Below are 23,001 nucleotides of genomic sequence, written 5' to 3'. Positions count from 1 at the left end.
CTTAAGTTTAGAATCATAATTCCTAGGAAAATCTAAACTTACTAATAGCACCTCAACATTATCATCTTTATAATCTTCTTTAATGGCTTCAAAATAAGGCAATTCTTTAACACATGGCGCACACCAGGTTGCCCAAAAATTTACCACATGTACTTTATCGTCCTTTTTGTTTATTAAAGGCTTAAGCCCATTGTAATCATACACTTCTAACGTTATAGCTTCCGATATAGAAGCCACGTCTTGCTGCGTATTTTCTAATTCTGATTGCAAAGTAACTACTTCTTGCACTTCTGATTTACAAGAAATTATAAGTAGCAGTCCAAAAAGAAAAATTTGTTTCATGTGATAAAGTTATTAATCCATTTGTTGAGCTTTAAATAATTAACAAAAAATTAATTCAAATTTTTGACAATACAACTTTTCATTTCTATATTTGAACTTTAATTATGAAAACAATAATAACACATACTTGGTGGTGGAATTTCTGAATCAATCATTCGTGAAATAAACCTTGTATGTATACTATAGAAAAAGGCTTGTCATTCACGACAAGCCTTTTTCATTGTTGTAAAGTGATAAACTAAACTTGCACCTACTAACCAAAACTTAACCATGGAGTTATAAGTATAGAATTTTATAAAATTATAAATACAAAATAAAACAGATACTGAATAAAATTCAGCATTACATATGAAAACCTTTAGTCTTTACACCCATTATAAAAAAATACTTGCAGATACGATTACGCCAGTAAGTATATATCTTAAAATAAGAGATAAGTTTCCTAATAGTATTTTGTTAGAAAGTAGTGATTACCATGCCAATGATAACAGTTTTTCTTACATCTGCTGTAATCCTATAGCATCCATAAAAGTTACTGACAATATCATTTCACAATCCTACCCAGACGGAAGCACCAAAAACAATTATGTAGAAACCGTTAGCGTTGTTGATGAAATACATAAATTCACCCAACGTTTTAAAGTAGATTCTAACAAAAAATTCAAATTTATAAATAATGGAATTTTTGGGTACACCGCTTATGATGCTGTAAAATACTTTGAAGATATTGAGATTTCAAAAAAAGAAAACTCTATTGAAATACCAGATATTTATTATGCAGTTTACCAAAATATTATTGCTATAAATCACTTTAAGAACGAAGCCTACATTTTTGCACATTGCTTTGATACTGAAAATAATATTGACGAAATTTTACAACTCATACAAACACGTCAATACGCGTCTTACGACTTTAATACTAAAGGAACTATAGAATCTAATCTTACAAACGATGATTATAAAGCGCACGTAGAACTTGCTAAAAAGCACTGTGCGCGTGGCGATGTATTTCAGTTAGTGCTCTCTAAACAGTTTTCGCAAGCATTTAGTGGTGACGAGTTTAACGTTTACAGAGCCTTAAGAAGCATTAACCCATCGCCTTACCTCTTCTATTTTGATTATGGTAACTTTAAAATATTTGGCAGCTCGCCAGAGGCACAACTCATTGTTAGCGATAACAAAGCCGAAATACATCCTATCGCCGGAACTTTTAAGCGAAGCGGTAATGATTTAAAAGATGCGGAATTGGCTGAACAACTCATTGCAGACGATAAAGAAAATAGCGAACATGTAATGCTTGTAGATTTAGCCAGAAACGATTTAAGCCGACATGGTAGTAATGTTACTGTAGAAAACTACAGAGAAGTGCAATTCTTTTCGCATGTCATTCATTTGGTAAGTAAAGTCACCGGAATTAAACATAAAAAAACAGACACCATGCAAGTGGTTGCCGACACATTTCCTGCTGGCACCTTAAGTGGAGCACCAAAGCACATGGCCATGCAACTTATAGAAAAATACGAAAAAACAAGCAGGTCTTATTATGGTGGTGCTATAGGCTTTATGGATTTTAAAGGCAACTTTAATCATGCCATAATGATTAGAACATTTTTAAGCAAAAACCACAAACTCTTTTGGCAAGCAGGTGCTGGTTTGGTAGCTAAATCTAATGCAGAAAGCGAATTGCAAGAAGTATACAACAAGCTTGGCGCACTTACTAAAGCTATTGAACAAGCTAGAGAGATTTGAGATTGAAGATTTTTGATTTTTGAATACATTAAGAATAAAAGACAAATTTAATTAAAGAGAGACCTGCTTTTGCAGGGATGAATATGAAAAAGGTATTAGTTATAGATAATTACGACAGTTTCACTTACAATCTGGTCCATTACTTAGAGGATTTAGATTGCGAAGTTACTGTTAAGCGAAATGACAAACTCACTTTAGAAGAGGTTGATGCTTTTGATAAAATTGTACTATCACCTGGTCCTGGAATACCAGACGAAGCCGGATTACTAAAAGCCATAATTGCAAAGTACGCACCAACCAAAAGTATTTTGGGTGTTTGCCTTGGTCAGCAAGCTATTGGCGAGGTTTTTGGTGGCACTCTAGAAAACTTAGATACAGTATACCATGGTGTTGCTACTACTATAACGCTAAGTGTTAAGGACGAAAGTTTATTCAGCGGATTAGGTACCACGTTTGAGGTTGGTCGTTACCACTCTTGGGTGGTGAGCACAGATTTACCAGAATCTTTAGAAGCTACATCTTTTGATTCTAATGGACAAATAATGTCCCTAAGACACAAAGAATACGATGTCAAAGGTGTGCAATATCATCCAGAATCGGTTTTAACACCAAATGGAAAAAAGATTTTAGAGAACTGGGTGAACAATTAGATAGATTATAGAAATTAGACTTTAGTTATGAACAATTATAGAGAATTGAAAGTTTGGCAAAAATCTATGGAGTTAGTAGAATTAGTCTACAAGCTAACTTATTCATTTCCAAAAGAAGAAACCTATGGTCTTGTTAGTCAAGCCCAAAGATGTGCTATCTCAATACCATCAAATATTGCTGAAGGTGCAGGCAGAAGTTCAAATATGGAATTTAAATATTTTTTAAGTATTGCTAATGGATCATTAAATGAATTAAGTACACAATTACATCTGAGTAAACGAATTGGTTATATTAATGAAAATGATGCAATTGAAATCTTCGATTTACTAACTGAAGTTCAAAAAATAAACTTTTCACTAATTAAAAAATTCTCAAATCTTTAGTCTTAAATCTCACATCTATCTTATGAAAGAACTATTAAACAGGTTAATTAACCAAGAAAGCATCTCGAGTGATGAGGCAAAAAATGCCTTGGTAAATATTTCTAACGGAAAATGCAACCAAAGTCAAATAGCCTCGTTTCTAACCGTGTATATGATGCGCAGTATTACCTTAGAAGAACTTAGAGGTTTTAGAGATGCGCTATTAGAGCTTTGTATCCCAGTAAATTTAGACGACTATAATACCATTGATTTATGCGGCACAGGTGGAGATGGAAAAAATACCTTTAACATCTCTACCCTATCCTCATTTATTACCGCAGGAGCTGGTATTAACGTCACCAAACATGGTAACTATGGCGTGTCTTCAGCCTGTGGTTCGTCAAATGTAATGGAACATTTAGGTATTAAATTTACAAACGATATCGATTTTTTAAAGCATAGTATAGACAAAGCAGGTATTTGTGTTTTACATGCGCCTTTATTTCATCCAGCAATGAAAAACGTGGCACCAATTCGAAAAGAATTAGGTGTAAAAACCTTTTTTAACATGCTAGGACCAATGGTTAATCCAGCGTTTCCTAAAAATCAAATGGTTGGTGTTTTTAATTTAGAATTACTGCGTCTTTATGGGTATTTATACCAAGAAACAGATAAAAATTACTCAGTAGTACATGCACTAGATGGGTATGACGAAATCTCATTAACTGGTAAAACTAAAGTTATTTCAAACTCCTCGGAAACCCTTTTTGAGCCCGAAGATTTAGGACTTACAACAGTGAATCAAAACGATATTTTTGGTGGCAACACTATACAACAAGCAGCACGCCTATTTATAAAAATTATTAGTGGTGATGGTACAGAAGCTCAAAACAATGTGGTTTGTGCAAATGCAGGTTTAGCCATAGCTACCGTAAAACAAATTTCTCATAAAGAGGGATTTGAGTTAGCAAAAGAATCCCTATTTAGTGGTAAAGCTGGCAACGCATTAAGTCAGTTAATAGAATTGAGTAATTAACAAGTAAACCATTTTTAGTCACCGTTAGCAGTTACATAATTCAACACTGAAACTGAATACGGTGACAGAATACTAAAGATGAACATATTAGATAAAATAGTAATAGACAAGCGCAAAGAAGTAGACTTGCGCAAATCACTAATTCCTACACATCAGTTAGAAGCTTCAATCCTCTTTAATCGTGAGACCTTTTCATTGGCTAAGCGTTTACAAGCAAGTGATTCTGGCATTATAGCCGAACACAAAAGACGCTCACCATCTAAATCTGTAATTAATCAAAGTCTAAATGTACAAGATGTTGCAAAAGGTTATGAAAATGCAGGAGTTTGTGGCATGTCTGTTTTAACAGATGGCAAGTACTTTGGAGGTGCTTTAGACGACCTTCTAATTGCTAGAGCAAGTAGCCAATTACCATTACTTAGAAAAGAATTTATTATAAACACCTACCAAATCATAGAAGCCAAAGCCTATGGTGCAGACGTTATTTTGCTAATCGCGGCAATCTTAACCAGAGAAGAGATTAAACAATTTTCAGAACTCGCAAAAAGCTTAAATTTAGAGGTCTTGTTAGAAGTACATAACCACGAAGAATTACATAAATCTATAATGCCATCCTTAGATATGCTTGGTGTTAATAATAGAAATCTAAAAACATTTAAAGTGAGTTTAGAAACCTCAAAAGAACTAAGCACCCTAATACCTAATGATTTTGTAAAAGTGTCTGAAAGTGGCATTAGTTCGGTTGAAGCCATAAAAACATTACAACCCTATGGTTACAAAGGCTTTTTGATTGGTGAGAATTTTATGAAAACAGATAATCCTGGTGCCAGTGCATCAGCATTTATAAATAGTTTGGAAGGATGAAATTGAAGGTCTGCGGCATGAAACATAATACAGCTGAAGTTGCAACACTGCAACCCGACTACCTAGGCTTTATATTTTATAAAAACTCAGCTAGGGATTTTAACGATGACATTCCGCAATTATCAAAGCATATAAAAAAAGTAGGTGTTTTTGTAGATGAGAAAGTTGAAGTTATTGTGTCTAAAATTGAGAAACATGGTTTAGATGCCATTCAGCTTCATGGTCATGAATCACCAGAAATATGCAAACTACTTCAGTCAACCAAAAAAGAGATTATAAAAGTCTTTTCCATAAAGGATGAATTTGATTTTTCGGTATTAACAGCTTATGAAGACGTTTGTGATTATTTCTTATTTGATACCAAAGGAAAATTACCCGGAGGTAATGGCTATACGTTTAATTGGGATGTATTAAAAAATTACCCTTCAACAAAACCTTACTTTCTAAGCGGAGGAATTGGTTTAGAAGAATTAGAAAAAATAAAAACATTTAAAATGAGTTCAGCTTCAAAACACTGTTATGCTATTGATGTGAATAGTAAGTTTGAACCAGAACCTGGGCTAAAACAAATTGAAGAATTAGAAAAATTTAAAAAACAAATTTGTAATGTCGAACGTATGTGAGACATCTCATTATGAGATTTATCAATCGCTTCGCTCATGTCAAAATGACAAAGAACTATGAAAAAAACATACAACATCAACAATAAAGGGTATTATGGTGAATTTGGTGGAGCTTTTATACCAGAAATGCTTTATCCAAATGTAGAAGAATTACGCCAGAATTATTTAAAAATTATGGCAGAGCCCACATTTCAAGACGAATTTAACCAACTTCTTAAAGATTACGTCGGTAGACCCTCACCACTGTATTACGCCAAACGCTTATCTAAAAAATACAACACAAAAGTATATCTAAAGCGTGAAGACCTTAACCACACAGGTGCACATAAGGTAAATAACACTGTGGGGCAAATTCTAATGGCTAAACGACTCGGCAAGACAAGAATCATTGCCGAAACTGGTGCAGGACAACACGGTGTTGCCACAGCCACTGTTTGTGCACTTATGGGCATAGAGTGTATTGTTTACATGGGCGAAATTGATATTGCCAGACAAGCACCAAACGTTGCACGTATGAAAATGCTAGGAGCCCAAGTGAGACCAGCCTTATCTGGCAGCAGAACACTAAAAGACGCTACTAACGAAGCCATTAGAGACTGGATTAATAACCCTGTAGATACACATTATATTATTGGTTCGGCAATAGGACCTCATCCATATCCAGATATGGTAACCAAATTTCAATCTATTATTTCAGAAGAAATTAAATGGCAACTTAAAGAAAAAGAAGGAAAAGAAGACCCAGAGTATGTGGTAGCCTGTATTGGTGGTGGTAGTAATGCCGCTGGTACATACTATCACTTTTTAGACAATGAAAATGTAGGTATTATTGCCGTAGAAGCCGCAGGCAAAGGCATTCATTCTGGTGAAAGTGCTGCAACCTCTGTCCTAGGGAAAGAGGGTATTATTCATGGTTGCAAAACCTTATTAATGCAGACCTTAGATGGGCAAATCACTGAGCCGTATTCGATTTCAGCAGGTTTAGATTATCCTGGTGTTGGGCCTTTACATTCGCATTTATACAAATCTGGTCGTGGTGAGTTTTACTCAGCTACAGATGATGAAGCCATGACAGCAGGATTAGAACTAGCACAATTAGAGGGTATCATTCCTGCAATTGAGACCAGTCATGCACTAGCCATTTTTGAGCACAAAACCTTTAAACCAGATGATATTGTTGTGATTAGCCTATCTGGCAGAGGCGATAAAGATTTACAAAATTATATTGATTATTTTAAGCTATAACGTCATGCTGAACTAGTTTCAGCATCGCACCAGAAATGAAATACAGTTTTGTTTATATAATGACCAACACTTACAGAACTACGTTCTATGTTGGTCTAACAACAAATTTAGAAAAACGAATTACTGAACACGCTGATGGAACGGGTTCAAAATTTACTAAAAAATATAATCTTAAGGATTTGATTTATTTTGAACAATTTACAGATGTCAATCAAGCCATAGATAGAGAGAACCAACTAAAAAATTGGCATAAGGAATGGAAGCTAAACCTCATTAAAGAGAAAAACCCAAAACTTGAAACACTAAAAATTATGTGACCCTGAAACAAGTTCAGGGTGACGACAACAAAAACATGAACAGAATAAACCAAAAACTACAAGAAAACAAGAAATTACTTTCCATATACTTCACCGCAGGTTACCCTAATATAGACGATACGGTAAGGGTTATTAAAGACTTAGAAAAGTCTGGTGTGGATATGATAGAAATAGGACTTCCGTTTAGCGACCCTCTTGCCGATGGGCCAACCATACAGGCTAGCTCAACCGCTGCGCTTAAAAATGGAATGACAACAGAAACACTTTTTAAACAGCTTAAAGACATAAGACAGACCGTCACTATTCCATTAATTATAATGGGCTATTTTAACCCTGTTCTACAGTATGGAGTCGAGGACTTTTGCAAAAAGTGCCAAGACATTGGTATTGATGGTTTAATTCTACCAGATTTACCAGCAGATGTTTATGATGAAGCGTACAAAGCCACTTTTGAAAAATATGGCTTAATCAATGTATTCTTAATTACGCCTCAAACCTCTAATGAACGTATTAGATATATAGATTCTATTTCTAACGGTTTTATTTATATGGTGAGTTCTGCTAGTACCACAGGCGCAAAATCTGGTTTTGGAAATACACAAACGGATTACTTTGAGCGTATCAATAGCATGAATTTAAAAAACCCACAAATTGTTGGTTTTGGAATTTCAAACAACGATACATTTACGCAAGCCACCCAATATGCAAAAGGAGCCATTATAGGTAGTGCTTTTATAAAGCACTTGACCCACAATGGTATTACTACGATTGATAAGTTTGTACGCTCAATTTTATAGCATGAAACTTTTAAACAATTGGCCTATCATTATACCTCTGTGTTTAACATTAGGCTTTGCACCATTTTTTCCAGAGCCTCATATTATTGGCAAGATTAGATGGTTATTTGGTGGTGCAAATGGCATGTCTATAAAAGATTATTTTGACGTGGTTTTGCATGGTTTACCTTTTGTGCTTTTACTAAGACTTGTCTACATAAAACTCACCAGAAAAAATGCCGCTTAACATCGTCCTCATAGAGCCCGAAATCCCAAACAACACAGGTAATATTGGTCGTTTAGCCTTAGCTACAGGCTCTACTCTACATTTAGTTAAGCCTTTTGGGTTTCAAATAGATGATAAACGATTAAAACGTGCTGGTTTAGATTACTGGCAGCATATAAAAGTGGTGTATTACGATTCTGTTGACGACTTCTTTTCAAAAAATAAGACTACTAAAATGGTATTTTTATCTAGTCGCGGTACTCAATCTCATTGGGATATTAACTATTGTAATGACATGTTTTTGGTTTTTGGTAAAGAGTCGGTTGGTCTTTCTAAATCAATAACTGATAAACATAAAAATGCGCTTTTTAAAATACCAATGTATAGCAAACATATTAGAAGTCTAAATCTAGCAAATGCAGTAAGCATTATTGTTTACGAAGGGCTTCGGCAACTAAAATAAGTTTTTCATTACACCATTTTATAGTTTTTATGGCTATAAATATGAATTAAAAAAAATAATATTATGATTTTAAAAAGATTAAAAGTAGATCTTTATATTATTTTAGTTTGCGAAATATTATTTGAAAATACCCAAGAAGAAGACCTAAAAGAAAAAAACGAAAACGCAATAACAAAACCAATGACTATGAAATCCACTAAAATTTATAGAGGATTTTTTTAGGCTTTAAACAAAAAACACTTTTAGTTTTGTAACTTGATCTCAAATCCACCAAATTTTGAAAAACACAAAAACATTTAGACTAATTTCAGAGTATATACAAATTGCATTTGGGATTGTCCTTGCTAGTATTGGACTAAAAGCGTTTTTGTTACCTAACGGATTTTTAGATGGAGGTGTTACAGGTATGGCGCTTTTAGTGCGTACTCAAGTTGACATTAAACTCTCTGTACTACTAATTATATTTAGTATTCCCTTTTTAATTCTTGGTTTTTACACCGTTTCTAAACGCATCGTTATTAAATCTATTGTTAGTATTTTAGGATTGGCACTTTTTATCCATTTCGAAAATTTTGCCACCATCACTAACGATAAATTATTAATATCCATTTTTGGTGGTCTTTTTCTAGGTGCAGGTATTGGTATTGCCATAAGAAATGGCTCAGTACTCGATGGTTCTGAAATTTTAGGCATATACCTAAACGATAGATTTGGTATTAGTATAGGCCAAATCGTTTTGGTATTTAATATTATTCTATTTAGCATTACGGCTTTGATTCTATCAGTTGAGGTTGCCCTCTACTCTATCCTTACCTATATTGTTGCTGCTAAGGTTACTGATTTGGTTATTGAAGGTTTTGAAGATTTTATTGGTGTCACCATAGTTTCTAAAAAATATGAAGCTATTGAAGTTGCTATTATGAAAGAACTCGGCACAGGCATGACAATCTATAAGGGAACACGTGGTGTTGGCAGTTCTGGTAAGTCTGAAGATTTTGACATTATCCATACCATCATTAATCGTATAGATATAAAAAAGATGTATCGTATTGTTAATGATTTAGACGACAATGCCTTTATTGTTGAGTTTGATGTTAATTCAGTAAAAGGCGGAGTCTTGCGCCATTATCTAGATAAGAAAAAGAATAAAGTATTACCTAAAGTTTAGGCTTATGCCTTAAAAGAAAATCTAAATCGACTTAAATGAAATGAGCTATTACGTCATTTGAATCGTTAATTATTACCACTTAATTTTTCTTTCGGTTTCTATTTCTATTTCGATTAGAATTTTTGTTACGACTAGATTTTTTTGATTTATTATTTCGACTCGTACTTTTATTACGATTCTGACCCGGCTTTATAGGCTCTGTTGATGCGTTTGGGTCTGGCTCAAAACCTTCTATGATTTCAAGATCAATAGACATTCCTATCAATTTTTCTATACCACGTAAATAGCTTATCTCATCAGCACTTACCAACGAAATAGCTTGTCCGCTCGCTCCTGCCCTACCTGTTCTACCAATTCTATGGACATAATCTTCAGAAACATTAGGAAGTTCAAAATTAATAACATGAGGTAACAACGGTATATCTATACCTCGTGCGGCAATATCTGTAGCTACCAATACCCTAATATCTCCTTTTTTAAATCCTGCAAGAGCTTTAGTGCGCGCTCCTTGACTTTTATTACCATGTATTGCTGCAGCCGTAATACCAGCGCTTATCATTTTCTTTGTTAAACGATTGGCTCCATGTTTGGTACGTGTAAATACTAAAACTTGTTTCCAACTGCCTTCAGAAATTAGCTTTATAATTAAGCCTGTTTTTTTGTTTTTGGCAACACGATGTACTTTTTGGTCAATAATTTCAACAGCAGTATTCTCTGGTGTAACTTCAACTTGTTCAGGATTATTAAGAATAGAATACGCTAACTTCTTTATGTCTTTAGAAAAGGTTGCTGAGAACATTAAGTTTTGACGCTTACTTGGCATCAATTTCATCACACGTTCTATATCGCGTATAAAACCCATATCAAGCATACGGTCGGCTTCATCTAAAACAAAAATCTCAACATATTTTAGAGATAACACCCCTTGATTTTCTAAATCGATTAATCGACCCGGAGTAGCAATTAAAATATCAACACCTTGTCTAATAGTTCTTATTTGTGGTTTTTGATTAACACCACCAAAAATAACCGTACTTCGCAGCCCTAAAAACTCACTATATTCTTTGACGTTATTATGAACTTGAGCCGCCAATTCTCTGGTCGGCGCAAGTATTAAAGCTCTAATATTTCTGTACTTTTGTTTTGGGTTCTCAGAAAGTACATGCAATAACGGCAATGTAAAACTTGCAGTTTTACCAGTACCTGTTTGTGCAGATGCCAGCACATCTTTTCCTTCTAAGATTGGCGGAATAGCTTTGGTTTGTATTGACGAAGGCGTTTCATAACCCTTTTTACTAACCGCTTTAAGTAAAGACTCAGATAAGCCTAATGATTTAAATGACATACATCGTTTTTAATTAAGATGAATATCTATTTAAAGCTCACCTCTTTTTTATATTGCTAAGGTACAACATATATATATTCGGTATCTTGTACTTACTTGATATTCTAATTTTTTTCGGGTAATTTCGTCTAATAGGAGATATAAAATATTAAAACGATTTTATATGAAGTCCTTGTCGCTAATTGGCATAAAAAAAGGTCTATTCGTAAACTTAATACAACAAAATCAATGACGTCTAAAAAGAACATTTATATTATTGGTGCTGGAGTGAGTGGGCTAATCGCTGCTTATGAGCTTGAACAAAAGGGATATAAACCCATAATTATTGAGCAATCTAATGAGGTAGGAGGAAGAGTAAAAACCAATAAAGTAAAAGGATACGCATTAGACCTTGGATTTCAGGTACTACTCAGCGCTTATCCTTTAGCAAAGCAGTATTTAGATATGGATGCACTTAATTTACATAAGCTTGAATCTGGTGCATTAATTTATGTAAACGATAAAGCCTATAGGATTGGAGACCCACTAAGAGACTGGAAGGTACTGCTACCTACCCTATTTTCAGACATTGGTACAATAGGTGATAAAATTAAAGTCTTAAAATTAAATAATAGTTTAAAGCGTAAATCTATAGATGAAATCTTTAATTCAAAAGAAACTACAACACTTCAATATCTTATTGAATTTGGTTTCTCCTCTAAGATAATTGAGCGGTTCTTTAAACCGTTTTTCTCTGGAATATTTTTGGAGACGAGTTTAAAAACATCGAGTAGAATGTTTGAATTTGTTTACAAAATGTTTGGTGAAGGATACGCCACCATACCAAAATTGGGCATAGGAGAAATAAGCAATCAATTGAAAAACAAATTACATAACACTGAGTTTATGTTTAACTCTGAAGTAAAAGAAATCACTGATGACAAAATTTTGATGAGTTCTGGTGAAAACATATCACATTATGGAGTGATTGTGGCTACTAACTCAAATTCAGTAATTCACTCTCATAACAACCAAGATATAGCGTGGAAGACTTGCATGTGCTTATATTTTGAAGTCGATAAAACTAATATCCCTACTCGTACAATTGCACTAATATCTGGTACAGAAAATTATGCCAATAACTTGTACGCCTATACAGATGTTAAAACAGATAAAACGGTTTTGTCCGTAACCACGCTTAAGCACCATAACATTTCGGATGCAGCAATCATTGAAAAGATTAGCTCTGAAGTTAAGAACTATACTGGAGCTTCTAGAGTTAATTACATTCACCATTACACAATCAATAAAGCTTTACCTGATATCCAAAATCTTAAAATGACTGTTCAACATAGCAAAAACGAGGTTCTGGATAATGTGTTTTTGGCCGGAGACGCCTTAATGAACGGTTCTTTAAACGCCGCTATGGAATCTGGGCGATTAGCTGCTAAAGCACTTCTAAAAAAAAGAAAAGAATTTTCAATAGACACTTAAAATTCTAACTAACTATAAAACTTGCACCCATAAAGAGACTGTCTGAAAAGTATTGTTTTCTGTTATTTTGAGCGCAGGCGGTAAATCTAAAATTTTGATTACCAGTGCATTTCGACTGCTTCGCAGTGTGCTTTCAATCAAAGCATACTTCGCTCTCAACCAATGCTCAAAGTGGTAGCTTATATTTTTACCGACCTTTCAGACAGCCTCAAGCCCTTAACCAAAAATCTATTAAAAGAACTCAGAATACTGCATCACTCTAAAATCAAAGGTATTAAAATCTGGGTTTTTAACTTTAAGCTGTTTATAAAGTGGCAATCTACTAATTGAAATATTAGCAGCACCCGAGCTAGAGGTTAGTGAAACAGTTTTGATGGTTCTTTGAGATTCTGAAACAAGTTCAGGATGACAAAGTTTAAATTGATGGATTCTCGGCACTTCATTATTTACCAATTCTAGTTTTAGATTATAATCTTTAAGATGTTTTCTAAAAAAATACTCTGGTCCATTTTTACTGTTGCCACCAATAAATAAAATGGTCTCTATATTTGGGTACTTTTTTATATAACCTATAATATCTCTTAGCTTAATGTTTTTCATACCCAAATCCGAAGCATCAATTTTTTCGCGTTCTGCACTTTCAACAATATCACAAACACCAATGTTGTGTTCTATTAAAAATTGCTTGCGTTGGTCTATAGCCTTATGAGAATTATCGTAACGTAAATTGAGATTATGAATTTTATCAATAAATAACCAAAGAGAATTATAATAACTTCCGTAGCAAAAGTCCACATCTTTCTCTAATAAATCACCAGTTGTAAATCGTGGTGGTGGCAGAGTGCCAACGATCAGCTTTTTGGTGTCTGATTGAATAAAGGGTTGGTATGGATGCTTGTGGAGGAACATTACCATTACAATATAATTCTATTTTTTAGAAAACACCCCTAAAGTTCCACTTGGACATACTTAGTGCATTACCTCAAGGAGACATTTGATTGAAGGTTAATTTTAGGATAGTCCTTTAATGGGACTTTAAGAATGTAAAGGCGTAAATAATTTATAATCAAGACGATTTTATCAAACGCTCAACTTCTTTGATTGTGTCTCTGTAAACTCGCCTGTTGTGCTTAGTCATGTGTTGAGATTCGGATAAAATTTCTTTAAGTAATTCAATACCTTCGGATTGTCGCTGATTTTCAAGATAAAACTTTGCTAATTCTAAACGTTCGTTATAATTTGAGTACGGTCTGTCTATTTGTTTTAATTGTATTTCTGCTTGGTCTAATTTACCAAGTTCCTTTAGTGCTAATCCATAACAGAATTGTTGCTTTGAGCCTAAAAATTCTGATCTATAACTAATTGTTTCAGCATGTTCTATAACACCTTTATAATCTTTAAGTTGAAAATAACATAATATCAATTGCTGCCTTGTGTAAAGATCATTTTGGTCAGAATCCTTTAAGGTATATTTATAATTTACGATGGCATTAGGCATATCGCCATTTTCTACATAAGCATCTGCCAAGGCAATTCTATTGGTATAAGAATCTGAAAATTCTAAGGTCTTTTCTAAATCACGAATCTTTTTTGTTGGATTTATAATCGATGTGATTTCATTCTGAATTTTATCAGCGTCACGTTTGCTATAAATATTGGTTATAAAATATATTATAGGACCAATAACAGGAATAACGAACACAATAAAATACCAATAATAAGGCTTGTTATTTTTATAGATATGGTAAAGACAATAGCCTTGTACGGCAATGATTAAGTAATATCTAAACATTAATGATTGGTTATTATCTTTTAAAGATAAAAACTATCTCACAAAAACCAACTCATTTTCAGAAGATAAACTTTCACTAAAACCATAATTTTCGTAATTAAAGCCTTTAATATCTTCTATGGTTTTAGCGTCTGTATCAATAACGTAACGCGACATAAGTCCTCTAGCAAGTTTAGCAAAAATGGCGATTATTTTATACTCACCATTTTTAAATTCTTTAAAGGCTACATTTACTACAGGCACTTTTAGTGCTTTTGTATCTATAGCTTTAAAATATTCGTTACTGGCTAAATTTAAGAATACTTCGCTCGCTTTAAGTTCATCATTTAAAGCTTTGGTAACTTTCTGTTTCCAAAACTCATAAAGATTTTTGTTCTTCCCTACAGGCATTTTAGTACCCATTTCTAAACGATAGGGCTGTATTAAATCTAAAGGTTTTAAAATACCGTATAAACCCGATATAATTCTTACTGTATCTTGTACCTTATCTAATCGATTTGTATCTATAGTATAGGCATCTAAACCTCTATATACATCACCATTAAAAGCGTATAAGGCTTGCCTTGCATTATCTTTTGTAAAGGGTAATTCCCAGTCTTGGTTGCGCTCGTAATTGAGTTGACCCAAGTTATCTGAAATCTTCATAAGCTTTGACAGGCTTTTCGCAGATTTCTTTTTTAAAAGTTTGTTTAGGCGTTCTGCTTCTGCTAAAAAACAACCTTCTGTTGTTTTAGTGGTTGGCAGTTTGCTTTCAAAATCTAAAGATTTAGCTGGTGATAATACAAGTTTCATAAGCCCCTTTTAATTCCCCAAAGGGGAAAATTCAAAATGTAAAAATACAACGGAAAGATTACAGTTTCAAGATTTTAATAGAACTAATCTCGATAGTAGTATAAGTAATTCCTATCCCCTAAAAATGATGATATCTATCATTCTCAACTGGTTTCAGAATCTGAGTTTAAAGTTTGGTTAGAGGTTGAAATCATTCCGTTAACTATGAGAACAGCATGACAAAAGTTTATTTTATTTTAGACATCTTGATGCTTAGCATAGCCTCGCCATTTTTCGATGCATTGTTGCATATCCTCAGGAACTTCGGTAGAAAAACTTAACCATTCTCCAGTTGTTGGATGCTCAAAACCTAAAGTTTTGGCATGTAGCGCTTGCCTTGGTAAGATTTTAAAACAATTCTCAACAAACTGCTTATACTTTGTAAATGTGGTGCCTTTTAGTATGCGCTCTCCACCATACCGCTCGTCGTTAAATAAGGTATGCCCAATGTGTTTCATGTGCACACGAATTTGGTGGGTACGGCCTGTTTCTAATTTACAGCGCACAAGTGTAACATAGCCTAATCGTTCTATAACCTTATAATGTGTTACGGCAGGTTTTCCTTTATAAGCTTCATCACCTTCGTAAACAGTGTTTTGTAATCTGTTTTTTGGGTTACGACCAATATGACCTTCTACAGTTCCTTTGTCTTCATTCATGTTTCCCCAAACTATAGCCACATATTCGCGCTCACTAGTCTTCTCAGCAAACTGATTAGACAAATGTGTCATAGCTTTTTCGGTCTTAGCTACAACTAATAACCCACTTGTGTCTTTATCTATACGATGTACCAAACCTGGTCGATCACTAGAGTTGTTTGGTAAATTTTTGAAATGAAAAATGAGACCGTTAATTAAAGTACCTGAGTAATTTCCGTGTCCTGGATGTACTACCATACCTGCAGGTTTATTAACCACAAGTACATCATCATCTTCGTAAACAATATCAATGGGTATATCCTCAGCCACCAGTAAATGTTCATGAGGAGGATGCTGAAATTTTACTGTGATTTGGTCGTTAGATTTTACCTTATAATTTGCTTTTACTGGTTTGCCGTTAACAAAAACGTTACCGTCTTTAGCGGCTTGCTGAATTTTGTTTCGTGTTGCGTTTTCAACAAAATTCATTAGGTATTTGTCTATACGTAAGGCTTGTTGGCCTTTTTCCACTTTAAAAGCGTAGTGCTCGTAAAGTCCGTCACTTTGGCTAGTGGTGTCTACAGTTGGTGCCATGCAGTTAACGATTACCGTTACCTAATACCAAATCTATAGTAGACGTTAAGGGTAACATCGTATTAGGTTTTAGGGTTTTCCCTTTATGTTTCATACCTAAGACCACGTCCTTACCAATATTATCTATATAAGTAATCTTACCGATTTTAAACTCTAACGCCTCTAATTGTGGTTTGGCTTGCCTAAAGGTGCGTTTTAGTATATTAGGAATCTTAACTTTTCTGTAGCCAGATGGGTTAGTAATTAAATAAATTTTACGATTTTCTTTAACTTTAGAACCTGCTTTGGGCTCTTGCTCAATTATGGCAAACTTAGGATAGTTGGGATTAAAATTAGCAGAGTCCTTAAGTTTAAACTCTAAATCTAAATCGTTTAATTCTATCTTAGCCGTTTTAAGAGACTTGCCTTTTAAGTCTGGCACCACAACAAATTCGCCATGATTTGTTGTAATATTTAACCATTTAAGCATTATAAAACTTAATACAACTATGGCTATTACTGCTAAGGCTAAATGTTTAAAAAATGTTTTACTGGTTAAAAACTTAACTAAACTCATATATGAAGAATTGGTAAACAAAAGTACATGAAATTTTTAATTTGAAAATTCATTAAAAAGTGAAATTATAAATTATATAACTTAACAAAGTTGTTGTTTCACTATTTAATCTTACAGATTAAAATTAATATACGTACAGTAGACTGCATTTAGTTTATAGAAAATAAATGATATTTTTACATTATAGTTTTAATTAAGATATTCCGTGCTTACGGAACACTAAAGATGAAAAGAAACATAGCAATCATTATGGGAGGCTATTCTAGCGAATATCTAATTTCTCTCAAAAGCGGTAATGTAGTTTATAATACCTTAGACAAAGCCAAATACAATGCCTATCGTATTCATGTTTTTAAAGATAAATGGGTTTTTATTAATGACAATAATGAAGAATTCCCTGTAGATAAAAACGATTTTTCCGTTTTAGTAAACGCTACAAAAATAACCTTTGACTGTGTTTTTAATGCCATACACGGATCGCCGGGCGAAGATGGTTATATGCAAGCTTATTTTAAGCTTATTAATTTACCACAGACCAGCTGTAACATGTACCAAGCTGCCTTAACCTTTAATAAACGAGACTTATTAGCAACACTAAAACCGTATGCTATTAAAACCGCTAAAAGTTATCATCTAAATTTAGGAGATCCCATAGATGCAAATGCTATAGTTGATAAAGTAGGCCTACCCTGCTTTGTAAAAGCCAACAAAGCTGGGAGTAGTTTTGGAGTTTCTAAAGTGTATAAAAAAGAAAACTTAAATGCAGCGATAGAAAACTCTTTTAAAGAAGATGACGAAATTATTATCGAACAGTTTTTAGATGGTGTTGAAGTGTCTATCGGTGTCATTACATATAAAGGTAAAACCACTGTTTTACCAATTACAGAAATTGTATCTGAAAATGACTTCTTTGATTATGCTGCCAAATACGAAGGTAAATCTCAAGAAATAACTCCTGCCAGAATCTCAAAAGATTACGAGGAAAAAGCCAAAAAGGTAGCGCAACACATCTATGAAGTTTTAGGCATGACAGGATTTTCGCGTAGTGAATTTATTTTTATGAATGACGAACCCTATTTTCTTGAAATGAATACCGTACCAGGCCTTACTAAAGAAAGCATCTTACCACAACAAGCCGCTGAAGCCGGAATTAGTCTTGCTGAGTTGTTTAGTAATGCGATTGAGGAAGCGCTCTGAGTAAGTAGTAGGTAGTAGGTAGTAGGTAGTAGGTAGTGAGCAAAATTATTTCATTAACTTTAAAAAAATTATCAATTTCCCCTCTGGGGAATTAAAAGGGGCTTATGAAACGTGCAATATTCCCAGGGTCTTTTGACCCAATTACCTTAGGGCATTATGATATTATAAAACGTAGTGTAAAACTTTTTGACGAAGTCATTGTTGCTATTGGCATTAATGCCGATAAAAAATATATGTTCTCACTAGACGAACGAAAAACATTTATTGAAAATGCCTTTAAGGATGAACTTAAAGTAAAAGTTGTTACCTACAAAGGTCTCACTGTAGATTTCTGTAAAAAGAATAATGTGGAATTTATTTTACGAGGCTTAAGGAATCCTGCAGATTTTGAATTCGAAAAAGCTATTGCACATACCAATAGAGATTTAGCTCCAATTGAAACCGTCTTTCTTTTAACAGCAGCAAGTACGTCTTATATCTCATCCTCTATTGTACGCGATGTGATTAGAAACAACGGTGATTATACCAAGTTGGTGCCTGATAGTGTTAGAGTAAAGCATTAAATACACCTTTTTAGTCTTATGAGCTAAATAAGGCCATGTAGCATAGATTTTAAATGTTTGTCTTTTGCGCTTTTAAACCGGTCAAACTTAAAATGTAATATTAGGATATTTATTCTGTATGTCCTTTATCTCAGATTGAAGTTTGTCACAGAATTGCTGGTGCGCCACAGAATTTGGATTAAACGGTCTATGCGCTATTTTAGCCTGTATCGCAGCCACCTTATCTGCAATTTTTAATGCCTCTTCTGTTAGCCAAACATATTTAAATTTCCCCCAAATATAATCTATGGCAAGCTCGTTCGGATGCACCATATCTTTTGCGTAGAAGCGATAATCCCTTAACTCGTCCATTACAATTTCATAGGATGGAAAATAATGGCATCTCGACTTCGCTCGATGTGACAGTAGAGAATGTATGGCTGCAACTAAATGCGATTTACTTTGTGTGTTTTCAATAAAACCATCTTTTAAATGACGTACAGGTGACACCGTAAATATGAAGTTTACCTTTGGATTTACATGCCTCACCAAACTAACAATAGCCTCTAGGGATGCTGTTATTTGTTCCACAGACAGCAACTCCTTTATAAACTCTTTTTGTTTTAGCTTATGGCAATTGGCAACAATTTTATTGGTGGCTATATAACGATATACCCAAGCTGTACCTAAAGTTATTATAATATGAGATGATTTTTTTAAATAATGATGTGCGGCTTCTATTTGGGCGTTTAGGGTGTTTAATAGTACTTCTTTTGATACGGCATTTAATTTAGAATGCGCCTCTAAACAACACCATTGCTCATTATTAAAAACCAATTCAGTTTCTGAATAATAATCCTTAGTAATGGCTCTAGTTATCAAATTTTCTATGGCTAAAGGGTGAAACTGAATCCCAAATGGGTTTACTTTAGATTGAAACTTAAAATACTCGAACTTATCACCTATATTTTCTGAAAAACACGATCCTAAAAGGAGAACATTAGCCTTATAATCTATTTGATTATGAGGTTGTTTATCTAATTGAATTTGAGTTAGGAGTTTCATTTTTTTCTCGCTAAGACGCAAAGGCGCAAAGACTTATCACAATTGCTAAAGATTATTTACTATTCTTGTAATACCTGTTTTAATTAATGGGCTATTAAAATTAATTAAAAGGCCGAGTTTTAATCCCGAAAGTTTTAAATATGTTAACAACTGTTTTGGATGAACAGGATGAATCTCTTGAACCGATTTTAGTTCAATTATCACTTTGTTTTCAACAATAAGATCAGTTCTATAATTCAAATTCATTGGTTTCCCTCTCCAGATTACAGGCAACGATTTTTGTCTTTCTACAATTAGACCCTCATTTTTTAATTCGTGATATAATATTTCTTCATATACCGATTCCAATAAACCAGGTCCAAGCTCCACATGTATTTGATAACACGCATCAACAATAATCCTAGAAATATCATTTTCAGTCATAATTTAATCTCATAAAGATTAAATAAAAAATAGGTTTAGCGGTCTTTTCGTCTTAGCGACTCTGCGAGTATTTCTATTTCAAATACCCCTTTGCCGCATTTAAAGCATCCGCAATACCACTTGGATTTTTGCCACCAGCAGTAGCAAAGAAGGGCTGACCGCCTCCACCTCCTTGTATAAACTTACCAAGTTCTCGCACTATCAGCCCAGCATTTAAGTCTTTTTCCGACACAAGATTCTTAGATATATAACACGATAATATGGCCTTTCCGTTAGTATCAGAGCCAAAAATAGCAAATAGATTATCTACTTCACCTCCAAGTTCAAAACATAAATCCTTAATACCAGAGGCATCTAAATCCACTTTTTTAGAAATAAAATTAATGCCATTATGTTCTTGGATCTTAGCTTTAAGCTCTCCTTTTACATTTTTGGCCTTAGCCTTAAGAAGTTGTTCTATTTGCTTTTTTAAATCTGCATTTTCAGCCTGTAAATTTTGTAGTGCTTTTACAGGCTCTTTAGTATTGTTGAGTAAGTCTTTCATTTCAAAATAAACGCGATTATTTTCAAAATAAAAATCCTTAACAGCATCGTTAGTAATTGCTTCTATACGACGGATACCTGATGCCACTGCACTCTCTGAAGTTATTTTAAAATGCCATATGTCTGAGGTATTCTTTACATGTGTTCCGCCACAAAGCTCTATGGATTGTCCAAAACGGATGGTACGTACCGTATCACCATATTTTTCACCAAATAAGGCCATGGCACCATCTTCAATCGCTCTATCCATAGGTATATTACGCTGTTCTTCTAAGGGCAACTTACCTTCTATACGTGCGTTAACAAAATTTTCTACATCGCGTAATTCTTCAACGGTCATTTTTGAAAAATGAGAAAAATCAAAACGTAAGTATTTTGAGTGAACCGCAGATCCTTTTTGCTCAACATGCGTTCCTAAAACCTCGCGTAACGCTTGGTGTAACAAATGTGTTGCTGTATGATTACACTCAGTCCTGTAGCGTTGTTTATCATCTACAACAGCTTTAAAGGTATCATTTAGATGCTTAGGGAGGTTCTTTACAAAGTGAATGATAACATTATTCTCTTTCTTTGTATTAATAATATAAATCGTATCTCCATGGATATCTTGCAGATAACCTTTATCTCCTACTTGTCCTCCTCCTTCAGCATAAAACGGTGTGAGATTAAATACCAACTGATACATTTCACCCTCTTTTTTAGAGCTTACTTTTCTGTAACGGGTTACCTTAACGTTAGCTTCTAAAGTATCGTAGCCTATAAACTCTTGCTCGGCATCTTCTATTAAAATCGTCCAATCGTCTGTTGACATTTCGCTGGCTTTACGCGAGCGATCCTTTTGAGCTTTTAAGTGATTCTTAAATCCTTCCTCATCTAACTTTAAATGTTTTTCGGAAAGAATTAAAGCCGTTAAATCTATTGGAAATCCATAGGTGTCATATAATTCAAAAGCCTTTTCTCCAGAAACTGTATCGCCTTTGGTACCTTCTACAATTCTATTCAGTAAAATAAGGCCTTGCTCCAAGGTTCTTAAAAAAGAGGCTTCTTCTTCTTTAATAACGTTTTCTATAAGTTGTTTTTGAGCCTTAAGTTCAGTAAATGCATTTCCCATTTTTTTACCTAAAACATCCACCAAACGATAAATAAATGGTTCTTTTTTATCTAAAAACGTAAAACCATAACGTACCGCTCTACGCAAAATTCTTCGGATAACATAACCAGCACCTGTATTACTTGGCAGTTGACCATCTGCAATAGAAAAGGCAACGGCTCTAACGTGGTCAGATATTACTCTTATAGCCACATCTATTTCTTCGTTATTCCCATAAGCTTTATTAGTTATGGTCTCTATTTCTCTAATAATAGGTGTAAATACATCTGTATCGTAATTAGATTGCACACCTTGCAGAACCATACATAAACGCTCAAAGCCCATTCCTGTATCTATATGCTTATTTGGTAAGGCTTCTAAGGTTCCGTTAGCTTTACGGTTGTATTGCATAAAGACCAAATTCCAGATTTCAACAACCTGCGGATGGTCCATATTTACCAAAGACTTACCAGCAACCTTAGCTTTTTCTTCTTCAGACCGAATATCTACATGGATTTCGCTACAAGGCCCACAAGGCCCTTGGTCTCCCATTTCCCAGAAATTATCTTTTTTATTACCCATTAAGATACGATCTTCTGGTATAAAAGTTTTCCAAAGATCATACGCTTCTTTATCCATTTTTAGATTATCGGCATCATTGCTACCTTCAAAAACCGTAACGTATAAAATGTTTTTATCAATACCGTAAACTTCAGTCAATAGTTCCCAAGCCCAAGCAATGGCCTCTTTTTTAAAGTAATCTCCAAAACTCCAATTACCTAACATCTCAAAAAGGGTATGGTGATAGGTATCGTAACCTACTTCTTCTAAATCATTGTGTTTACCAGAAACCCTAAGGCACTTTTGCGAGTCTGCAATTCTGTTTTTCTTAGGTTCTGCATTTCCCAGAAAGTACTCTTTAAAAGGAGCCATACCAGAATTAACAAACATTAATGTAGGATCGTCTTTTAATACTATTGGTGCAGAAGGCACAATAAGATGCTCTTTTTCCTTGAAAAAGTCTAAAAACTTAGATCGAATATCTTGAGAGGTCATATACTGAAATTATAGCTTGTATCGTTTTAATTAT

Annotated in this window: 26 protein-coding genes; 16 read left to right on the top strand and 10 right to left on the bottom strand. The window is 34.0% G+C overall.

All coding sequences use genetic code 11. From position 1 onward, the window contains the following. A partial coding sequence (locus Q0800_RS11855; RefSeq protein WP_299129965.1) for a redoxin family protein occupies nucleotides 1-342 on the bottom strand: 342 nt, incomplete at its 3' end. Nucleotides 343-690: 348 nt separating this feature from the next. Between Q0800_RS11855 and Q0800_RS11850 the strand changes: the two genes are divergently transcribed. From Q0800_RS11850 to Q0800_RS11790, 13 genes are all read left to right on the top strand, one after another. Continuing rightward, entirely contained in the window at nucleotides 691-2,091 is a 1,401-nt protein-coding gene (locus tag Q0800_RS11850) for an anthranilate synthase component I family protein (protein WP_299129962.1), read from the top strand. A gap of 83 nt (nucleotides 2,092-2,174) precedes the next feature. Then, nucleotides 2,175-2,741, top strand: coding sequence for an aminodeoxychorismate/anthranilate synthase component II (locus tag Q0800_RS11845; protein ID WP_299129960.1), 567 nt, complete (start codon nucleotides 2,175-2,177; stop codon nucleotides 2,739-2,741). A 27-nt stretch (nucleotides 2,742-2,768) separates the two neighbouring features. Continuing rightward, entirely contained in the window at nucleotides 2,769-3,125 is a 357-nt protein-coding gene (locus tag Q0800_RS11840; protein WP_299129958.1) for a four helix bundle protein, read from the top strand. 22 nt (nucleotides 3,126-3,147) lie between these two features. After that, nucleotides 3,148-4,140: an anthranilate phosphoribosyltransferase gene (gene trpD / locus Q0800_RS11835; RefSeq protein ID WP_299129955.1), complete on the top strand. Its 993-nt coding sequence runs from the start codon at nucleotides 3,148-3,150 to the stop codon at nucleotides 4,138-4,140. 78 nt (nucleotides 4,141-4,218) lie between these two features. Further along, nucleotides 4,219-5,004 carry an indole-3-glycerol phosphate synthase TrpC gene (gene trpC / locus Q0800_RS11830; RefSeq protein ID WP_299129953.1) on the top strand — a complete coding sequence of 262 codons (786 nt, stop codon included), beginning with the start codon at nucleotides 4,219-4,221 and terminating at the stop codon, nucleotides 5,002-5,004. Continuing rightward, nucleotides 5,001-5,627, top strand: a complete 627-nt coding sequence (locus Q0800_RS11825; RefSeq protein ID WP_299129949.1) for a phosphoribosylanthranilate isomerase — start codon at nucleotides 5,001-5,003, stop codon at nucleotides 5,625-5,627. Before trpC ends, Q0800_RS11825 begins: the two co-directional genes overlap by 4 nt. 57 nt (nucleotides 5,628-5,684) lie before the next feature. Then, on the top strand, nucleotides 5,685-6,872 hold the full coding sequence (gene trpB / locus Q0800_RS11820) for a tryptophan synthase subunit beta (protein ID WP_299129945.1): 1,188 nt from the start codon (nucleotides 5,685-5,687) through the stop codon (nucleotides 6,870-6,872). Between the two features lie 35 nt (nucleotides 6,873-6,907). Then, a complete protein-coding gene (locus tag Q0800_RS11815; RefSeq protein ID WP_299129940.1) occupies nucleotides 6,908-7,189 on the top strand; it encodes a GIY-YIG nuclease family protein in 282 nt (93 codons plus the stop codon). 35 nt (nucleotides 7,190-7,224) lie between these two features. Continuing rightward, nucleotides 7,225-7,986, top strand: a complete 762-nt coding sequence (gene trpA / locus Q0800_RS11810) for a tryptophan synthase subunit alpha (RefSeq protein ID WP_299129937.1) — start codon at nucleotides 7,225-7,227, stop codon at nucleotides 7,984-7,986. A gap of 1 nt (nucleotide 7,987) precedes the next feature. Next, nucleotides 7,988-8,212, top strand: coding sequence for a hypothetical protein (locus tag Q0800_RS11805; protein WP_299129934.1), 225 nt, complete (start codon nucleotides 7,988-7,990; stop codon nucleotides 8,210-8,212). Beyond that, entirely contained in the window at nucleotides 8,202-8,654 is a 453-nt protein-coding gene (locus Q0800_RS11800) for a tRNA (cytidine(34)-2'-O)-methyltransferase (protein WP_299129930.1), read from the top strand. Before Q0800_RS11805 ends, Q0800_RS11800 begins: the two co-directional genes overlap by 11 nt. A gap of 63 nt (nucleotides 8,655-8,717) precedes the next feature. Further along, complete coding sequence (locus Q0800_RS11795; RefSeq protein ID WP_299129927.1) at nucleotides 8,718-8,876, top strand: hypothetical protein; 159 nt, start codon at nucleotides 8,718-8,720, stop codon at nucleotides 8,874-8,876. A gap of 55 nt (nucleotides 8,877-8,931) precedes the next feature. Continuing rightward, on the top strand, nucleotides 8,932-9,822 hold the full coding sequence (locus Q0800_RS11790) for a YitT family protein (RefSeq protein WP_299129922.1): 891 nt from the start codon (nucleotides 8,932-8,934) through the stop codon (nucleotides 9,820-9,822). A 79-nt stretch (nucleotides 9,823-9,901) separates the two neighbouring features. Here Q0800_RS11790 and Q0800_RS11785 read toward each other — a convergent pair whose 3' ends face one another. Beyond that, nucleotides 9,902-11,167, bottom strand: a complete 1,266-nt coding sequence (locus Q0800_RS11785; RefSeq protein WP_299129916.1) for a DEAD/DEAH box helicase — start codon at nucleotides 11,165-11,167, stop codon at nucleotides 9,902-9,904. A gap of 228 nt (nucleotides 11,168-11,395) precedes the next feature. Between Q0800_RS11785 and Q0800_RS11780 the strand changes: the two genes are divergently transcribed. Next, complete coding sequence (locus tag Q0800_RS11780) at nucleotides 11,396-12,640, top strand: FAD-dependent oxidoreductase (protein ID WP_299129911.1); 1,245 nt, start codon at nucleotides 11,396-11,398, stop codon at nucleotides 12,638-12,640. Nucleotides 12,641-12,871: 231 nt separating this feature from the next. Here the strand turns inward: Q0800_RS11780 and Q0800_RS11775 are convergent, their stop codons facing one another. The 5 genes from Q0800_RS11775 to Q0800_RS11755 form a co-directional block, all read right to left on the bottom strand. Further along, the gene (locus tag Q0800_RS11775; protein WP_299129905.1) at nucleotides 12,872-13,549 is read right to left on the bottom strand and encodes a uracil-DNA glycosylase family protein; all 678 of its coding nucleotides are present in this window, start codon (nucleotides 13,547-13,549) and stop codon (nucleotides 12,872-12,874) included. 157 nt (nucleotides 13,550-13,706) lie between these two features. Further along, entirely contained in the window at nucleotides 13,707-14,432 is a 726-nt protein-coding gene (locus Q0800_RS11770) for a hypothetical protein (RefSeq protein WP_299129903.1), read from the bottom strand. Nucleotides 14,433-14,465: 33 nt separating this feature from the next. Beyond that, entirely contained in the window at nucleotides 14,466-15,224 is a 759-nt protein-coding gene (gene yaaA, locus Q0800_RS11765) for a peroxide stress protein YaaA (RefSeq protein ID WP_299129901.1), read from the bottom strand. 236 nt (nucleotides 15,225-15,460) lie between these two features. Further along, nucleotides 15,461-16,495, bottom strand: a complete 1,035-nt coding sequence (locus Q0800_RS11760; RefSeq protein ID WP_299129899.1) for an RluA family pseudouridine synthase — start codon at nucleotides 16,493-16,495, stop codon at nucleotides 15,461-15,463. 4 nt (nucleotides 16,496-16,499) lie between these two features. Beyond that, complete coding sequence (locus Q0800_RS11755; protein WP_299129896.1) at nucleotides 16,500-17,051, bottom strand: PASTA domain-containing protein; 552 nt, start codon at nucleotides 17,049-17,051, stop codon at nucleotides 16,500-16,502. Nucleotides 17,052-17,276: 225 nt separating this feature from the next. Between Q0800_RS11755 and Q0800_RS11750 the strand changes: the two genes are divergently transcribed. Both Q0800_RS11750 and coaD read left to right on the top strand, forming a co-directional pair. Then, entirely contained in the window at nucleotides 17,277-18,248 is a 972-nt protein-coding gene (locus Q0800_RS11750) for a D-alanine--D-alanine ligase (protein WP_299129894.1), read from the top strand. 104 nt (nucleotides 18,249-18,352) lie between these two features. Beyond that, on the top strand, nucleotides 18,353-18,811 hold the full coding sequence (gene coaD / locus Q0800_RS11745) for a pantetheine-phosphate adenylyltransferase (protein WP_299129890.1): 459 nt from the start codon (nucleotides 18,353-18,355) through the stop codon (nucleotides 18,809-18,811). Nucleotides 18,812-18,898: 87 nt separating this feature from the next. Here the strand turns inward: coaD and Q0800_RS11740 are convergent, their stop codons facing one another. The 3 genes from Q0800_RS11740 to alaS form a co-directional block, all read right to left on the bottom strand. Beyond that, on the bottom strand, nucleotides 18,899-19,855 hold the full coding sequence (locus Q0800_RS11740; RefSeq protein WP_299129887.1) for a GSCFA domain-containing protein: 957 nt from the start codon (nucleotides 19,853-19,855) through the stop codon (nucleotides 18,899-18,901). 45 nt (nucleotides 19,856-19,900) lie between these two features. Continuing rightward, nucleotides 19,901-20,278 carry a GxxExxY protein gene (locus Q0800_RS11735; protein ID WP_299129885.1) on the bottom strand — a complete coding sequence of 126 codons (378 nt, stop codon included), beginning with the start codon at nucleotides 20,276-20,278 and terminating at the stop codon, nucleotides 19,901-19,903. Between the two features lie 73 nt (nucleotides 20,279-20,351). Beyond that, complete coding sequence (gene alaS / locus Q0800_RS11730) at nucleotides 20,352-22,967, bottom strand: alanine--tRNA ligase (protein ID WP_299129882.1); 2,616 nt, start codon at nucleotides 22,965-22,967, stop codon at nucleotides 20,352-20,354. Nucleotides 22,968-23,001 lie beyond the last annotated feature (34 nt).

Origin of the sequence: uncultured Winogradskyella sp., assembly GCF_937958655.1 — a bacterium.
Lineage (GTDB): Bacteria > Bacteroidota > Bacteroidia > Flavobacteriales > Flavobacteriaceae > Winogradskyella.
Note: the sequence above shows the minus strand (reverse complement) of the source record. Positions and strands in the feature narration are given on the sequence as shown.

Bases quoted from the DNA above. Each gene is read 5' to 3' on its own strand.
- Q0800_RS11850 (WP_299129962.1), top strand. From the start codon at position 691: ATGAAAACCTTTAGTCTTTACACCCATTATAAAAAAATACTTGCAGAT.
- Q0800_RS11845 (WP_299129960.1), top strand. From the start codon at position 2,175: ATGAAAAAGGTATTAGTTATAGATAATTACGACAGTTTCACTTACAAT.
- Q0800_RS11840 (WP_299129958.1), top strand. From the start codon at position 2,769: ATGAACAATTATAGAGAATTGAAAGTTTGGCAAAAATCTATGGAGTTA.
- trpD (WP_299129955.1), top strand. From the start codon at position 3,148: ATGAAAGAACTATTAAACAGGTTAATTAACCAAGAAAGCATCTCGAGT.
- trpC (WP_299129953.1), top strand. From the start codon at position 4,219: ATGAACATATTAGATAAAATAGTAATAGACAAGCGCAAAGAAGTAGAC.
- Q0800_RS11825 (WP_299129949.1), top strand. From the start codon at position 5,001: ATGAAATTGAAGGTCTGCGGCATGAAACATAATACAGCTGAAGTTGCA.
- trpB (WP_299129945.1), top strand. From the start codon at position 5,685: ATGAAAAAAACATACAACATCAACAATAAAGGGTATTATGGTGAATTT.
- Q0800_RS11815 (WP_299129940.1), top strand. From the start codon at position 6,908: ATGAAATACAGTTTTGTTTATATAATGACCAACACTTACAGAACTACG.
- trpA (WP_299129937.1), top strand. From the start codon at position 7,225: ATGAACAGAATAAACCAAAAACTACAAGAAAACAAGAAATTACTTTCC.
- Q0800_RS11805 (WP_299129934.1), top strand. From the start codon at position 7,988: ATGAAACTTTTAAACAATTGGCCTATCATTATACCTCTGTGTTTAACA.
- Q0800_RS11800 (WP_299129930.1), top strand. From the start codon at position 8,202: ATGCCGCTTAACATCGTCCTCATAGAGCCCGAAATCCCAAACAACACA.
- Q0800_RS11795 (WP_299129927.1), top strand. From the start codon at position 8,718: ATGATTTTAAAAAGATTAAAAGTAGATCTTTATATTATTTTAGTTTGC.
- Q0800_RS11785 (WP_299129916.1), bottom strand. From the start codon at position 11,167: ATGTCATTTAAATCATTAGGCTTATCTGAGTCTTTACTTAAAGCGGTT.
- Q0800_RS11780 (WP_299129911.1), top strand. From the start codon at position 11,396: ATGACGTCTAAAAAGAACATTTATATTATTGGTGCTGGAGTGAGTGGG.
- Q0800_RS11775 (WP_299129905.1), bottom strand. From the start codon at position 13,549: ATGTTCCTCCACAAGCATCCATACCAACCCTTTATTCAATCAGACACC.
- Q0800_RS11770 (WP_299129903.1), bottom strand. From the start codon at position 14,432: ATGTTTAGATATTACTTAATCATTGCCGTACAAGGCTATTGTCTTTAC.
- yaaA (WP_299129901.1), bottom strand. From the start codon at position 15,224: ATGAAACTTGTATTATCACCAGCTAAATCTTTAGATTTTGAAAGCAAA.
- Q0800_RS11760 (WP_299129899.1), bottom strand. From the start codon at position 16,495: ATGGCACCAACTGTAGACACCACTAGCCAAAGTGACGGACTTTACGAG.
- Q0800_RS11755 (WP_299129896.1), bottom strand. From the start codon at position 17,051: ATGAGTTTAGTTAAGTTTTTAACCAGTAAAACATTTTTTAAACATTTA.
- Q0800_RS11750 (WP_299129894.1), top strand. From the start codon at position 17,277: ATGAAAAGAAACATAGCAATCATTATGGGAGGCTATTCTAGCGAATAT.
- coaD (WP_299129890.1), top strand. From the start codon at position 18,353: ATGAAACGTGCAATATTCCCAGGGTCTTTTGACCCAATTACCTTAGGG.
- Q0800_RS11740 (WP_299129887.1), bottom strand. From the start codon at position 19,855: ATGAAACTCCTAACTCAAATTCAATTAGATAAACAACCTCATAATCAA.
- Q0800_RS11735 (WP_299129885.1), bottom strand. From the start codon at position 20,278: ATGACTGAAAATGATATTTCTAGGATTATTGTTGATGCGTGTTATCAA.
- alaS (WP_299129882.1), bottom strand. From the start codon at position 22,967: ATGACCTCTCAAGATATTCGATCTAAGTTTTTAGACTTTTTCAAGGAA.